Origin of the sequence: Nonomuraea sp. B12E4, from assembly GCF_039871825.1 — a bacterium.
Lineage (GTDB): Bacteria > Actinomycetota > Actinomycetes > Streptosporangiales > Streptosporangiaceae > Nonomuraea.
In genome coordinates, this window is record NZ_JBDPME010000011.1 from 45990 (window position 1) to 59615 (window position 13626).

Sequence of the window (13626 nt, forward strand, 5' to 3'; positions counted from 1 at the left end):
GGGAAAGTCGCCATGAGACATGACGGAGAACGCACCACGATCGTCCTCGCGGACGACCACGCCCTGTTCCGCGAGGGCCTGCGCGAACTGCTGGAGGCCAAGGACGACCTGCTCGTGATCGGCGAGGCGGGCGACGGCGAGGGCGCGGTCCTCACCGTCGCGGACAAGCGTCCCGATCTCGTCCTGCTGGACGTCGAGATGCCGGGGGCCGACGTCATCGTGACCGTGAAGCGGATCAAGGCGGCGTCGCCCCGTACGCAGATCATCGTGCTGAGCATGCACGACGGCCCGCAACTGGTGCAGGGGCTGCTGACCGCCGGCATCAGGGGCTATCTGCTCAAGACCGCCAGGAGGGAGGAGCTGATCTCGGCCATCAGGAGCGTACGGATCGACGACGGACGGGTCGTGCTCGCCGTCTCCCGCGAGAGCCTGGCCAGGCTCGACGAGCCCACCCCGCCCCTGCTGTCCGGCCGGGAACGCGAGGTGCTCGAACTGACGGCGCAGGCGTTGAGCAACAACCAGATCGCCGGCAGGCTGTCGCTCACCGAGGCCACCGTGAAGCGGCACCTGCACAACGTCTTCGTCAAGCTGGGCGCCGTTTCACGGATAGACGCGGTGAACAAGGCCATCGAGCAGGACCTGATCTCCACCGAGCACCAGACCGGCCAGCCGCGCGTGTCGTCGGGACGACCGGGAAAGACGCGGGCGACCGCGGCGCGCGGCCGCCGCTCGTCACAAGGATGACCCTGAGGGGTGCGTGCGGGCCCGCCGACGTCGGGCCCGCACGCATCCCTACGGAGGCACTGGCTTTGCTCCACGTGCGGACCGCTACCTCCGTAAAACTCTTGATCGCATTCTGGTTGCGCCGGCTTCTTGCCTGGTTCCGCAGAGCGGCGCAGTCGGAGTGGTAATGCGAAATGTTATAGATCCGTTTGTTCGTTTGTGTGGCGCCACGCATCGAGGGCACCAGACGCCGCTTTGAGTTACGCCCGGAAATGCTTGCCTCGCCTCATAAGCCAAGGTCAAAGACGCCATGAGCGATGGCTGCGAGAAGGCCGTCCGAGATCGGCGTGGCGCCGGGGTCTTCTGCCTGGGCGTGTTCGGTTGCATAGCGGAATGCGGCAACGCATGACGTAGAGTGCATATCGGTGCTAACTACCAGCCAGGCCGCGACACTCCGCGCGTACGGTGCCCCCTGCTGGTCCTCACCTGCGAGCAGGACCAGACCACCGCGCCCGGACCCGCCACCCGCACCGCGCGCCGCGCTCCCCGCGCGGAGGTGGTTCACCTGCCCGGCGGGCACAACGCGCCGTTCATGGAGGTGCACGAGCAGGCCGTCGATGTCGAGCTGTCCTTTTTGCGCCGGCACCTCCTGGACCCGGCGCGAGACACCCAGCGTCCCGCCCGACGCTGAGGCGGGACCATGAAGGAGATCGCGCTGTCCGCCGGCACGATCGAACACGAGGACACCGGCGAACGGGCGGCATGTGGTCTCATCCCTGTGGCGGGTGAAGCGGGCTTCCACGGATGAATTCGGTTGCGGTGGGACAAATGGGCCTGATGGGGTGAGCGCATGAACGGTGCCACTGAGCAGGTGCAATGGGCGGGGACAGGAAAGACCGAACGATCACGCGACAACCGGCCCCATGGCACAGGCTGGCGGTGCTCGGCGCGCTGATGCTGGCCGCCCTCACCTTCAACACCGCCGAGAACCTGCCGGTCGGTCTCCTGGAACTCATCTCCGAAGACCTGAGGGTTTCCCTGTCGGCGGTCGGTCTCCTGGTCACCGGTTACGGCGTGACGGTGGCCATCGCATCTGTGCCGATCGCCCACGTCGTGCGGGCCGTGCCCCGGCGTTATGTGCTCACGGGACTGCTGGCCGCGCTTGTGGTGTCCAGCCTCGTCGCGGCGTTGGCCACCTCCTACTGGCCGCTCCTCGCGGCGCGGCTGCTGACCGCGCTCGGCCAGGCGCTGTTCTGGGCCGTGATGGGGCCGGTCGCGGTGGGGCTGTTCGCACCCCGGGTCCGGGGACGGGTGATCGGGGCGCTGTCCGTCGCCGGTTCGCTCGCTCTCGTGCTCGGGGTTCCCGCCGGGACCTGGATGGGCCAGCAGAGTCACTGGCAGGTGCCCATCGCCGTGCTGGCGGCGCTGGGGCTGGTCTCTCTGGTGACGATCGCCGTCCTGCTGCCGACCTCGCGCCCGGAAGAAGAGCCCGCCGCGTACGCGACCAGTCCCGACGTGCGGCGGTTCGGGACGGTGCTGGCGGCCGGGGCCTTTTCGGCCACCGGGGCGTTCACGGGATACACCTACATTGTGACGTTCCTGGGCGAGGTGAGCGGGTTCTCCCCGGGTGCGGTCAGCGTCCTGCTGGTGGTTTTCGGCATCGCGTGTCTGGCCGGGGTGAGCATCACCGGGGTGTTTCTGGACCGCTTCGCGCAGTCCTCGCTGGCCATTGCCGTGGTCACACAGGCGGTGGGCATGCTCGGCCTGTACGCGTTCGGCGCTGATCCGGTGGCGGCGGTGGTGTTCCTGACGTTGATGGGCGGTGCGCTCGGGCCGGTGTTCATGACCACGCAGAACGCGATGTTGCACCACGCGCCGGGCCGCACGGACATCGCCCTCGCGGCGAACTCCGGTGCCTACAACGCCGGCATCGCGGCGGGTGCCGCGGCCGGGGCACTGGTCCTGCCGCTCGCCGGCGTGCGGGGCGCCTTCCTCGCCGGCGGGCTGCTGACCGTTGGGTCCTGCGCGGTCCTGCTCGGCGGCCGGCTGCTCCCTGGGCGCCGCCGCCCAGCGGGCTCGACACGTCGATGAGGGACGCCGGCTCGTGAACGGTGACGACGTGACCGGCTCGGTGCCGGCACCGATGATCTCGTCGAGCTGTCCCGACCGCCTTCACCGGTAGCGGCGGCAGAGGTCAGGCTTCCGCGTGCCGGTCGAGGCCGAGTGTGGCGATGAGGTCTTCATGGAGTTGGAACCAGACGCGATGGCAGGAGTCGACGTCGGTGTGGTCGACCCAGGCCCCCTCGCCCGCTCGGGCACGCGCCAGGGCCCCGGTGAATCGTGTGGTGTATCCGCGAAACCGCGTGAGGACGCTCTCAAGCCGATCCGCCAGTGGCGTGAGTGCGCGTGCGATGCCGGCGAGTTCGTGGAGGACCCGCGCGTCCCAGGCGGGATCGGAGTGGTCGTTGACGGCCAGCCGATCACCGGCGGTGGGCCGGAGCTGCCAGTCGGTGCAGGCCCGGAGGAGGAGGGCATTCAGGGGCAGGAACTCGCGGTAGACGTCGCGGACCTCGTCCGCGCCGCCGGCTCGTGCGAGCTCGGCGGCGAGCCGGCGCTCGTTCTCGGCCCGTCCACGTTCGGTCAGCGACCAGCCCTCGGTGCCGGTGAAGGCGGTGTGCGCGACCCAGCCGCGTGCCTCGGCGTCGAGCAGCGCCTCTTTCGTCTCGGCCGCGTCGAGCCCGTACCGGTGAGCGATCGCCGGGGTGTCGGCGAACCCGATGACGCGTACGGCGTGCAGGACCAGCAGGTCGGAGGGCGAGTCGTGCGTCATGCGCCGGCGTCCTGCCGTGTCGTCAGGCGGGTGTAGTGCTGCTGGCACGCCTGCGGGGAGTTGAACCCCATCGCCTGCGCCATCTGGGCCCAGGTCAGTCCCGCGCCGCGAGCGGTGAACAGCAGGGCGGCTTCGAGCCCTTCGACCTCGGCGTGTGCGGCGGGTACGAGGGCCAGCGCGCTCAGGATGTCCTCCGGGTCCAGATCGGCGCTGCGCCAGACGGCGAACTGCACGAGATCGACCGCCGATGGCGGGACGGGCGAGGGCCGCCACGGACGGGCATCGAGCTGGTGGGCGCCCAGATCCAGAAGGCGCTGACTCGCGTCCTGCTCACGGCGGGCCTGGCCGTGGTCGGCGTGCGCGGTGCGAGTGATGTCCGGTTTGCGTTGCATGCACTCATGATCCAGACTCAATGAAATGTTGTCAACAATTCGTTGAAGGGTGGAGTGGATGATCGTACCTCTCAGGGAGGCTGTCCCCGACACCTGCGGGGGCAAGGCCGGCGCGCTCGGTGCGCTGCTCCGCGCCGGTCTGCCGGTGCCCGACGGCTTCGCCGTCCCCTTCGCCGCCTACCTGGACGCTGTCCGTGACCTGGACCTATGCACCGACGCCCCGGACGCCGTACGGCAGGCGATCGAGGCCCGGCCGGTCCACGCCACGGTGCTCGGCGCGCTGGAACGCGCGCTCGACGAGCTCGGCGATCCGCCGGTCGCGGTGAGATCATCGGCGGCGGGTGAGGACACCGGTCAGGCATCGGCGGCCGGTCAGTACGAGAGCTTCCTGGCCGTACACGGAGTCGGCGGGGTCGCCGAGGCCCTGCGCGCCTGCTGGGCCTCGTTGTTCACCCCGCACGCCATCGACTACCGGAGCGCCTCCGGCGGCGACGACCCCGTGATGGCCGTCATCGTCCAGCGCCATCTGGATGCCGAGGTGTCCGGGGTCATGTTCACCCCCGCCGACGCGGATGACGCGACCCGCATCGAGGCGTCGTGGGGTCTCGGTCCCAGCGTCGTCGGAGGCACGGTCACCCCCGACGCCTACCGCGTCGCGGCGGACGGGTCGGTCACCCGTGCCGTGGCGCTCAAACGGACCCGCCTCGACCGGGACGGCGGACGACTCCGCACGCGCGACGTACCCGCCGATGCCCGGCACCGGCCGACGATCAACGACGCGACCGCCACCCGGCTGGCCACGCTGGGTGGCCGGATCGCCGCCGTGCTCGGCGGACCGCAGGACGTCGAGTGGGGGATCGCCGACGGCCGTACCTGGATCCTGCAGGCCCGGCCGGTTACCGCCGCACTCCCACCACCGGCTTCGCCCTCAGCCGCCCCCGGCACCGCAGCCGCCGAACTCACCGGAACACCGGGCAGCCACGGGAGCGTGACCGGCATCGCCAGAATCGTCCGTGGTCCCGGGGACTTCGCACGCGTACAGGCGGGCGACATCCTCGTCTGCCCCTTCACCGACCCCGCGTGGACGCCGCTGCTGCGCATCGCCGCCGGCGTCATCACCGAAACCGGAGGAGTCCTCTCCCACGCCGCGATCGTCGCCCGGGAGCTGCGCATCCCCGCCGTCCTCGGCATCCCCGGAGCGACGACGACGATCGCCGACGCCACGACCGTCGCCATCGACGGCACCGCCGGCACCGTCGCGACGACCACCCGCTGATCCGAGAAGGAGCCCACATGGCCGTCCGCCACCTCTACATCGCCCGCCACGGCGACGCCGACCCCTCCGGCAACCTCACCGACACGGGACGTGAGCAGGCGAGGCTGCTGGGGGAGCGACTCGCCCACCTCCCCATCGACGCCGTCTGGCACTCCCCGCTTCCCCGCGCGGCCGCGAGCGCGCACGAGCTCTCCCGGCACCTGCCCGACACCCCCGTCGCCGAGGCCGGCGAACTCACCGACCACGTCCCCTACGTCCCCGCCCCTGCGGAGATGCCCTCGGCCTGGGTCCCGTTCTTCGGCGATTTCGACACCGGCGAGGTGGCCGCCGGCCGCAAGACCGCCGAAGGACTGATCGCCCGGTTCGCGACCGAGCCCGACCCCGCGACGCGGGCCGGCGACGTTCACGAGGTTCTCGTCACGCACGCATATCAGGTCGCATGGCTCGTACGCCACGCGATGGACGCTCCGCACGCCCGCTGGCTTGGCCTCAACAGCGCCAACACCGCTCTCACGGTCATCGAATACCGCCCTGGCCGGCCGCCGGCGATCGTGATGTTCAACGACATGAGCCACCTGCCCACCCACCTGCGCTGGACCGGGTTCCCCAGCACTCCCAGGCCATAGGCCGCCCGCACTGAGCGAGCTGTGCCGGGGAGTCGTCGCCGCTCATCCGGTTGCGCGGGGAGGCGGCGTCTGACACTATCTTAATGCAGCAATTGTCGCACTAATGGAGTCACCAATGCTCACCCGAAGCGTTCACCCGGCCACGCGGTCCTTGACGGCCGCCCTGACCTCGAATGCTTCGGAGTGCCCGCATGCCAACACAGATCACCGCGCTCGCGGTCAGCAAGTCCTTCAACGGCAGGCTCGTCCTTGACTCGGTGACCTGCTCGCTCGCCGCGGGCGAGCGCACCGGGATCGTCGGTGACAACGGCTCCGGCAAGACCACCCTGCTGCGCCTGCTCGCCGGGCGCGAGCGGCCCGACCAGGGAGAGATCGTCGTCCAGGCCGACGGCGGCGTCGGCTATCTCGCGCAGGACGAGCGGCTTGCGCCGGAGGCCACCGTCCAGCAGATCATCGACCGGGCCCTGAGCGATGTGCGCGCCGTGGAAGAGCGGATGCGTCGCCTGGAGGCGGCGATGGCCGAGGGCGACGAGTCGGGCATCGCCGAGTACGGCGACCTGATGACGATCTTCGAGCTGCGCGGCGGGTACGACGCCGACGCCCGCGTCGAACGCGCCCTGCGCGGACTCGGCCTGCGCACCGCGGGCCGCGACCGCAAGGTGAGCAGCCTCTCCGGCGGCGAACAGGTCAGGCTGCGCCTGGCGGCCGTCCTGGCGTCCGCGCCGGAGGTGCTCCTGCTGGACGAGCCGACCAACCACCTCGACGAGGACGCCCTGAGCTGGCTGGAAGAGCACCTGCGCACCCGGCGGGGCACCACGGTCGCGGTCTCTCACGACCGGGACTTCCTCGAACGCGTCGCCACCAGCCTGCTGGAGGTGGACGCCGACCGGCACCGCGTCGTCCGGTACGGCAACGGCTACGCCGGCTACCTCGCCGAGAAGGCGGCCGCCCGGAAGCGCTGGGCCCAGGAACACGACCGGTGGCAGGCCGACATCGACCGGCTCCGCGAGGCAGCCGCGACCACCGCCCGCCAGGTGGCCCACGGCCGCCCGATGAGGGACGGCGACAAGCTGGCCTACAACCAGGCGGGCAGCCGGGTGCAGCAGTCGCTGGCCGGCCGGGTGCGTAACGCCGAGGAACGGCTGCGCCGTCTTCTCGCCGATCCGGTCCCGCCCCCGCCGGAGCCGCTGCGCTTCACCCCCGTACTGCGGGCCCGCCGCCTGCGGGGCGTCGTGCTCGACGCCGCCGGCATCGCCGTCACGGACCGGCTCGACCGCATGAGTCTCAGCGTGACGGCAGGCGAGCGCCTGCTGATCACAGGAGCGAACGGCGCGGGGAAGAGCACCCTGCTCCGCGTCCTGGCCGGGGCGCTCGCCCCGGACGGGGGGAGCGTCACCCGGCGCGGCAGGGTCGGCTACCTGTCCCAGGAGCCGGATTCCGGGAGACCGGGGGAGACCCTGCTGGCCGCCTACGCCCGTGGCCGGGCGGGAGACGCCGGCGGGCACGCCGAACGGCTGCTGTCCCTCGGCCTGTTCGACCGTGACCAGCTCACGGTGCCGGTCGGCGGGCTGTCCACCGGGCAGCGGCAGCGTCTGGCGCTGGCGCGACTGCTCAGCGAGCCGTCGGATGTCCTGCTGCTCGACGAGCCCACCAACCACCTGTCGCCCGCCCTCGTCGAGGACCTGGAAGCCGCCCTGGCGGGCTACGACGGCACCCTCGTCGTCGTCAGCCACGATCGCCGGTTGCGGCGACGCTGGCAGGGCGCCCACCTCGTGATGCAGGCGGCAACGGCGTCCCCCGCGAACGTCTGACGTTCTCCACCATTTTTGTACGAAAGGAACCATTCGTGATGCCTGCTGTTCCCGCCGATCCGACCGTGATGTACCCCATGCCCGAGCAGCCGCGCCTGGTGCTGCTGAAACCGCTGATCACCTCGCCGCTGATCGAGGTGGGGGAGTTCTCGTACTACGACGATCCCGATGATCCGACCGCCTTCGAGACCCGTAACGTGCTCTACCACTACGGGCCGGAGAAACTGGTCATCGGGAAGTTCTGCGCGCTGGGCGAGGGCGTGCGGTTCATCATGAACGGCGCCAACCACCGCATGGACGGCCCCTCGGCCTTCCCCTTCCCGATCATGGGCGGTTCCTGGGCCGAGCACTTCGACCTCATCACCGGCCTGCCCGGACGGGGAGACACCGTGGTGGGCAACGACGTCTGGTTCGGCTACCGGTCCATGGTGATGCCCGGCGTCCGCATCGGCCACGGAGCGATCATCGCCTCCGGGGCCGTCGTCGTCGATGACGTCCCCGACTACGGCATCGTCGGCGGCAACCCGGCCAAGCTCATCCGCCGCCGCTACAGCGACGCGGACATCGACCGCCTCCTGGCCCTGGCCTGGTGGGACTGGCCGCTCCAGCACCTCAGCGAGCACATCCGCACGATCATGTCCGGCGGCATCGACGACCTGGAGCAGGCGGCGGCCCGCAGGTCGTAGCGGCACAAATCTTTGTTCATTGACCTTCCAGCACGAGAATCGAGCCATCAGCATGCCTGCTCCGTCCCACCTCGACCCGTTCGCCGGCTGGCTGCACGACCACGCCACCCCGCTCACCCACCTCGACACCGAGGCGCCGCTCGATGACCTGGAGCCGCTGCGCGACCTCATCGGCGACGCGCGTGTCGTCGGAGTCGGGGAGAACTCCCACTTCATCACCGAGTTCTCCCTCATGCGCCGGCGCATCCTGCGGTTCCTGGTCCAACGCTGCGGCTTCACCGTCCTGGCCTTCGAGTACGGCTTCAGCGAAGGCGTCCCCCTGGACGCCTGGGCCCAGGGAGAAGGAGACAACGATGACCTGGCAGCCCACCTCGCCGCGGCGATCCCGGTGGGGGTCGAGGAGCCGCTGCGCTGGATCCGCCGGCACAACGCCACCGCCGCGGTGCCGGTACGGTTCGCCGGCCTCGACATCCCGGCGGCCGGGGGATCCCTGCTGCCGGCCCTGGCCCCGGTGGCCGGCTACCTGCGCCAGATCGACCCCGAGGCCCTCCCGGTGATCGAGACGGCGATGCGGATCGCCGGCTCGTTCGCCGGGGACTCCGCGGCCGCGGCCGCGCCGGCCTGGACCCGGCTGCCCAGCGCCGAGCAGGACGCGCTCAGCGCGGTGCTGATGCGGCTGCTGATCCGGTTCCGCGCCGTCGAGGCGCTGTACGTCGCCCGTGGGGACCGGCGCGGCTACGACATCGCGTTGCGCCGCCTGGAGGCCGCCTGCCAGGGGGACTACACCTTCCGCGCGATGGCCGACCTGTATGCCGGGCGCGGGCTGACCGCCGACACCTCGGCCCGGGACGTCTACATGGCCGGGTCGGTCCTGTGGCACCTGGAGCGTCTGGACCCCGGGGCGCGGATCGTGCTGGCCGCCCACAACGCCCACCTGCAGAAGACGCCGGTGTTCTTCGACGGCCGTCTCACCGGGCTGCCGATGGGGCAGCATCTGCACCACGCGCTGGGCGAGGACTACGTCGCGCTGGCCCTGACCAGCATCGGCGGGCACACCGCGGACATGCGCCCGGACGAGGGGGTGCGTTTCGGGTTCGCCATCGACGACACCGCGCTGGCGCCGCCCGAGCCGGGCAGCATCGAGGCCGCCTTCGCCGACGCCGGTCTCGGGCTCAGCCTCGCCGACCTGCGCCCGGCGCGTGCCAAGGCGTTCGACGGCGCCGACGTCGGCCCGGGGCCGGATCGTATCCGGATCCAGAGCGCGTATCTGCACACTGCGGTGCTCGACGCGTTCGACGGGGTCGTCGGCTTCCCGGTCTCCACCGTGGCCGACGACGTCAAAAGCTGAGGAGCCGGCCCTTCCGAAGGGACTCTGCCTCTTTCGAGGCCACCTGCTCTCCTGAACGTTGACTGTCGCCGCCCCGTGCCGACGCCGTGTGCAGAGGTCCAATCGCGCATGCGGCGAATGTGCCGGGCGGCGCAATCGGATCGCCTTCGCCGCGCTATCCCGATGGCCGTCCGCGTTATTCGGCCGAATACCGGGCCGTGATCTCGCACGATGCCGCCCGCCGGTGCGCACGAGGGCGGGGGAAGAGGGCGCAAAACGCTTTTGACCTGCCTTGATATCAGCGTGGAAGAGATCGGATAAGGAGCGGATGGCCCCCGTTGTGAAGGTTGCGGCAGTTCACCTGATCGGGAGCCAGCGGGGCTGCCGGACGAACCAAAGGCAGGCAGAAAATGAGCAAGCGACTCAGCATCCAGGCCATCAGGATCGTCCTCATCACCATGATCGCCGGCACCGGCGGACTGGCCGTCTCCAGCGCGATGACCGCCTCCGCCGCGAACGCCGCCCCGATCCCCTGCGGGGAGCCCTGGCACACCTGCTGATCGCTCTCGCCAGGCCGGAGATCCAGGGGGTCTCCGGCCGCTGCGTGCCATGGGGGCGACCAGGGCTCCCCTCGATCACGCGGCTGCGCGCAGTCGGGCCCCGTCGAGGCGGGCGAGAAACGCGACCAGGGCCTCAGCGCGTAGGCGATCACGACCGTGCCTGATGCCCTGCCACCGGGTCGCGCTGCTCAGTCCAGCGGCAGCGGGCGGCGGGGCACGGGGGCGGCATGGACGAGGGATGTGGTCGTCTGGCCGTACGGGGCGAACAGGTCGAGGATCGGTTCGAGTTCGCCGACCGTCCGCAGGTGCATCGTGAAAGAGAAGCAGTCGTCGCCCGTCATTCTGTAGCACTCGACGATCTGCGGCACCTCCTGGGCGATCTTCGCGATGCGCTGCAATTCCCGGACGGCCGGTCGGACCCGCACCATCACCGTGACCGGAAATCCCAGCGCCCGCGGGTCGACCTCGGCGCGATAACCGACGATCACTCCCTTCGCCTCCATCCGCTGCACCCGCTCAGCCACCGCGGGGGCCGACAGACCGATCCGGCGGCCCAGTTCGGCGAAGCTCATTCTGGCGTCGACCTGCAGCTCGGCCAGAATGCGAAGGTCAAGGGCGTCCATTTCCTTGGATTCGTAGCTCCGTTCGGGGCTGATCTTTCGATTGGCCATTCTCCTAAATTACGAGTCGGCCAACCATGGAGTCATGCCGCCCACCGACTCTCGCGCCCTGCTGTCCTCGCCGCCTGCATGGACGTATTTTCTCGACGCAACGTCGTGGCGCTCGTGGCGGCCGTCGGCGGTGTCTACGCGCTGACCGGCATCGAGCCGGTCGAGGATCCGCTGGGGCTGGTGTTCGCGTTCGCCAACGCGGTGCTGTTCGCCGGCTACATCATGCTGGCCCACCGTTCGGCTCGGCGGCTCGGCGGGATCGACGGGCTGGCCGCCGCCATGCTCGTCGCCTGCGCGTTCGTCGCGCCGGTGGGCCTCCAGCAGGCCGCTCCCGCGATGATCGACCCGGTCACGCTGGCCGCCGGGATAGGCGTGGGCGTCTGCTCGTCGGTGATCCCGTATGTGTGCGATCAGCTCGCCATGGCCCGCATGGCCCGCTCCACGTACGCGTTGCTGGTGGCGCTGCTGCCGGCCACGGCCACGGTGATCGGCATCCTCGTGCTCTGGCAACTCCCCTCCCTCGCCGAGCTCGCCGGGGTGGGGCTCGTGGTGCTGTCGGTCGTACTCCATCGCGAGGAGCGCCACCCTCAAACAGGAAGGTGAGAGAACCGCGGGAGGGATGTGGGCGTCGTCGAAATCCCGGACAGCAGATCGCCATCCTGCGCACCCGCATCTGGGAGCCGCCGCAACCCAACGGTGGAACGCGGTCGGGGCGACCCTACTGGCCGACCTTGGACCGGCCGCGACTGGCGAAGCCCGTGCACACCGCTGACAAGGCCAGTCACACAGATGAGACGAGCACTGCCCGCCGTCGAAGGCGCCGACGACGTTGGACACCACCGGACCACGGTTCTAGCGTTGCCGCGGCGGGCGGAGGTGACGACCGTTCCGCTGCCGGGGCCGGGCAGGCCGGGATGAATCGCGGCCGTCCTGGGTGATAGCGGCCGCCTCAATGGCTTCGGCCGGGGGGTGAGCCACCTGGACGACGCGGTCGCGGCGGTGGACGTGTCCCTGAGCGAGCAGGAGGCGTCCCGCCTGGCGGCCCCGGCCCCACCAGGTCATCGGGGGCATGTCTGTGCGGACCGGGTTTCGGTGCCTTTAAGGGGTGTACCCGAAAGGGCTAAGCAGTCGACTTGACACGGGTCTTCTCCGCCGAGAGACGATACGGCGTGAGACCAGCGCTTACGACGCCGCCTGCCATACCCGCCGGAACCCTCGCCACCGGCCCGCAACCGATGCTTCCCGCCCCGGGTGGCCTGCTCCTGAGACCCTGGGAGACTGCTGACGCGGCCGTCTTCCTCACCGCTTACCAGGATCCCGAGATCCGGCATTGGCACACTCGCCAGCCCGCGTCCGAAGGCCAGGTTCGTGAGTGGTTCGAGCAGTATCGCCAGGCCTGGGCGCAGGAGACGGGTGCGGGCTGGGCGGTGACCCGTGGCGGCGGCGGTGAGGTGCTGGGGCGGATCGCCATGGGCGGAGTGGATCTCGATGACGGTGTCGCGGGGTGCGCTTACTGGGTGCTTCCGGCCGCCCGTGGAGCGGGTGTCGCCTCCCGCGCACTGACGGCCCTGAGCGCCTGGGCGCTGGGCGAGGCTGGTTTCCACCGGCTGCAACTGGATCACTCGACCCGCAACGACGCCTCCTGCCGGGTCGCCGTCAAATGCGGGTTCCTCCTGGAGGGCACCAAGCGCAGCGCCGCCGTTCACTCCGACGGCCGGCACGACATGCACCTGCATGCCCGCATCCGAGGGGACGAGCCGGCCCGGCGCGTGCTGGTGCCCTCGTCCGCACCGCCCGGGCGGCCGTCAGGGGGGGCCGGGTGAGGGCCAGTTGCCAGGCGCCGGCTTCGACGGTCCACGTGCGCCCGGCGAAGGGGCCGGTGAGTTCGCCGTCGGCGTTGACGTGCACCGGAGGGCCCGTGATGCGGATGCGCGTGCCGCGTACCGTGACCACCTCCGGCCTGCCGGTGTGCCGTCCGAACCGTAGCAGCACGCCGTACAGCAGCCGTTGGAGCGGGCTGGTGGCGAAGGAGACGACCACGTCGGCGAGCCCGTCGGCGGGCCGGGCGCCGGGGGTGAGGGGGGTGCCGCCGCCGATGGACCGGCCGTTGCCGATCCCGAGCATCAGCACCCGGTGCCGCCCGTCCGCGACGATCCGGTCGTCCACTTCGACCCTGAGCGGCAGCCCCTGGGTACGCACTCCCGCGACCACACTGCCCACCGCGTACGCGAACCGGCGCAGCACCGGTTTGAGCGGCTTGGCCGCACGCGCCGCCTCGACACCCACCCCGAGGTGCACGGCGTTGACCACGATGCCGCCGTCGTCGTCGCGGAGCAGGTCCAGCGACCGGGGCTCGCCCAGGGCCGCCGCCCGTGCCGCCTCGACCGGGTCCAGCGGCACGCCCAGCCCGCGCGCCAGGTCGTTGCCGGTGCCCAGCGGGACCAGCCCGACGGTGCGGACCCCCAGCTCGCCCCGCTCGGCGAGGGCCTCGACGAGTCGGTGCAGCGTACCGTCCCCGCCCAGGACGACGGGGTCCCGCTTGGGATGCTCGGCCAGCGCCCTGGGCAGGTCGGCGGGGTCGTCGATGCCGACCCGTACCGTGTCGGCGTGCTCGCCCAGCACGGCCAGGACCTCAGAGACGACCTCGTCGCCGACGCCTCCGGCAGACGCGTTGACGATCGCCAGCAACCGGCGCATCCGGCCCCCTTCCGCCACGGCCTCCGG

At 70.8% G+C, this 13626-nt stretch carries 14 protein-coding genes and 1 pseudogene; 11 read left to right on the plus strand and 4 right to left on the minus strand.

Annotation, left to right across the window (positions count from 1 at the left end):
- The first annotated feature begins 12 nt into the window (after positions 1-12).
- From ABGB18_RS24650 to ABGB18_RS24660, 3 genes are all read left to right on the plus strand, one after another.
- Positions 13-744 carry a response regulator transcription factor gene (locus ABGB18_RS24650; RefSeq protein ID WP_347697944.1) on the plus strand — a complete coding sequence of 244 codons (732 nt, stop codon included), beginning with the start codon at positions 13-15 and terminating at the stop codon, positions 742-744.
- Between the two features lie 394 nt (positions 745-1138).
- Positions 1139-1414 carry an alpha/beta hydrolase gene (locus ABGB18_RS24655; RefSeq protein ID WP_347697945.1) on the plus strand — a complete coding sequence of 92 codons (276 nt, stop codon included), beginning with the start codon at positions 1139-1141 and terminating at the stop codon, positions 1412-1414.
- 248 nt (positions 1415-1662) lie between these two features.
- On the plus strand, positions 1663-2814 hold the full coding sequence (locus tag ABGB18_RS24660) for an MFS transporter (RefSeq protein WP_347697946.1): 1152 nt from the start codon (positions 1663-1665) through the stop codon (positions 2812-2814).
- Between the two features lie 103 nt (positions 2815-2917).
- Here the strand turns inward: ABGB18_RS24660 and ABGB18_RS24665 are convergent, their stop codons facing one another.
- Together ABGB18_RS24665 and ABGB18_RS24670 are read right to left on the minus strand one after the other, a co-directional pair.
- A complete protein-coding gene (locus tag ABGB18_RS24665) occupies positions 2918-3553 on the minus strand; it encodes a transcriptional regulator (RefSeq protein ID WP_347697947.1) in 636 nt (211 codons plus the stop codon).
- Complete coding sequence (locus tag ABGB18_RS24670; RefSeq protein ID WP_347697948.1) at positions 3550-3945, minus strand: DNA-binding protein; 396 nt, start codon at positions 3943-3945, stop codon at positions 3550-3552. Before ABGB18_RS24670 ends, ABGB18_RS24665 begins: the two co-directional genes overlap by 4 nt.
- Before the next feature lie 58 nt (positions 3946-4003).
- Between ABGB18_RS24670 and ABGB18_RS24675 the strand changes: the two genes are divergently transcribed.
- The 6 genes from ABGB18_RS24675 (at position 4004) to ABGB18_RS24700 (ending at position 10231) form a co-directional block, all read left to right on the plus strand.
- A complete protein-coding gene (locus ABGB18_RS24675) occupies positions 4004-5221 on the plus strand; it encodes a PEP/pyruvate-binding domain-containing protein (RefSeq protein ID WP_347697949.1) in 1218 nt (405 codons plus the stop codon).
- 17 nt (positions 5222-5238) lie between these two features.
- Positions 5239-5847 carry a histidine phosphatase family protein gene (locus tag ABGB18_RS24680; RefSeq protein ID WP_347697950.1) on the plus strand — a complete coding sequence of 203 codons (609 nt, stop codon included), beginning with the start codon at positions 5239-5241 and terminating at the stop codon, positions 5845-5847.
- 191 nt (positions 5848-6038) lie between these two features.
- Positions 6039-7658, plus strand: a complete 1620-nt coding sequence (gene abc-f / locus ABGB18_RS24685) for a ribosomal protection-like ABC-F family protein (protein ID WP_347697951.1) — start codon at positions 6039-6041, stop codon at positions 7656-7658.
- Between the two features lie 38 nt (positions 7659-7696).
- On the plus strand, positions 7697-8344 hold the full coding sequence (locus tag ABGB18_RS24690; RefSeq protein ID WP_347697952.1) for a CatB-related O-acetyltransferase: 648 nt from the start codon (positions 7697-7699) through the stop codon (positions 8342-8344).
- Positions 8345-8396: 52 nt separating this feature from the next.
- Complete coding sequence (locus ABGB18_RS24695) at positions 8397-9692, plus strand: erythromycin esterase family protein (protein WP_347697953.1); 1296 nt, start codon at positions 8397-8399, stop codon at positions 9690-9692.
- Positions 9693-10081: 389 nt separating this feature from the next.
- Complete coding sequence (locus tag ABGB18_RS24700; protein WP_347697954.1) at positions 10082-10231, plus strand: hypothetical protein; 150 nt, start codon at positions 10082-10084, stop codon at positions 10229-10231.
- 188 nt (positions 10232-10419) lie between these two features.
- Here the strand turns inward: ABGB18_RS24700 and ABGB18_RS24705 are convergent, their stop codons facing one another.
- Positions 10420-10902: an Lrp/AsnC family transcriptional regulator gene (locus tag ABGB18_RS24705; protein ID WP_347697955.1), complete on the minus strand. Its 483-nt coding sequence runs from the start codon at positions 10900-10902 to the stop codon at positions 10420-10422.
- A 78-nt stretch (positions 10903-10980) separates the two neighbouring features.
- Between ABGB18_RS24705 and ABGB18_RS24710 the strand changes: the two genes are divergently transcribed.
- Together ABGB18_RS24710 and ABGB18_RS24715 are read left to right on the plus strand one after the other, a co-directional pair.
- Complete coding sequence (locus tag ABGB18_RS24710) at positions 10981-11505, plus strand: EamA family transporter (RefSeq protein WP_347697956.1); 525 nt, start codon at positions 10981-10983, stop codon at positions 11503-11505.
- A 632-nt stretch (positions 11506-12137) separates the two neighbouring features.
- Positions 12138-12512 (plus strand): annotated as a pseudogene (locus tag ABGB18_RS24715) (GNAT family N-acetyltransferase); the annotation flags it as partial.
- Between the two features lie 46 nt (positions 12513-12558).
- Here ABGB18_RS24715 and ABGB18_RS24720 read toward each other — a convergent pair.
- Positions 12559-13599 carry a diacylglycerol kinase family protein gene (locus ABGB18_RS24720; protein ID WP_347697957.1) on the minus strand — a complete coding sequence of 347 codons (1041 nt, stop codon included), beginning with the start codon at positions 13597-13599 and terminating at the stop codon, positions 12559-12561.
- Positions 13600-13626 lie beyond the last annotated feature (27 nt).

Excerpts from the sequence above, each read along its gene's own strand:
- ABGB18_RS24670 (WP_347697948.1), bottom strand. The coding sequence starts at position 3,945 with ATGCAACGCAAACCGGACATCACTCGCACCGCGCACGCCGACCACGGC.
- ABGB18_RS24680 (WP_347697950.1), top strand. The coding sequence starts at position 5,239 with ATGGCCGTCCGCCACCTCTACATCGCCCGCCACGGCGACGCCGACCCC.
- ABGB18_RS24705 (WP_347697955.1), bottom strand. The coding sequence starts at position 10,902 with ATGGCCAATCGAAAGATCAGCCCCGAACGGAGCTACGAATCCAAGGAA.
- ABGB18_RS24675 (WP_347697949.1), top strand. The coding sequence starts at position 4,004 with ATGATCGTACCTCTCAGGGAGGCTGTCCCCGACACCTGCGGGGGCAAG.
- abc-f (WP_347697951.1), top strand. The coding sequence starts at position 6,039 with ATGCCAACACAGATCACCGCGCTCGCGGTCAGCAAGTCCTTCAACGGC.
- ABGB18_RS24700 (WP_347697954.1), top strand. The coding sequence starts at position 10,082 with ATGAGCAAGCGACTCAGCATCCAGGCCATCAGGATCGTCCTCATCACC.
- ABGB18_RS24665 (WP_347697947.1), bottom strand. The coding sequence starts at position 3,553 with ATGACGCACGACTCGCCCTCCGACCTGCTGGTCCTGCACGCCGTACGC.
- ABGB18_RS24710 (WP_347697956.1), top strand. The coding sequence starts at position 10,981 with ATGGACGTATTTTCTCGACGCAACGTCGTGGCGCTCGTGGCGGCCGTC.
- ABGB18_RS24690 (WP_347697952.1), top strand. The coding sequence starts at position 7,697 with ATGCCTGCTGTTCCCGCCGATCCGACCGTGATGTACCCCATGCCCGAG.
- ABGB18_RS24650 (WP_347697944.1), top strand. The coding sequence starts at position 13 with ATGAGACATGACGGAGAACGCACCACGATCGTCCTCGCGGACGACCAC.
- ABGB18_RS24720 (WP_347697957.1), bottom strand. The coding sequence starts at position 13,599 with ATGCGCCGGTTGCTGGCGATCGTCAACGCGTCTGCCGGAGGCGTCGGC.
- ABGB18_RS24695 (WP_347697953.1), top strand. The coding sequence starts at position 8,397 with ATGCCTGCTCCGTCCCACCTCGACCCGTTCGCCGGCTGGCTGCACGAC.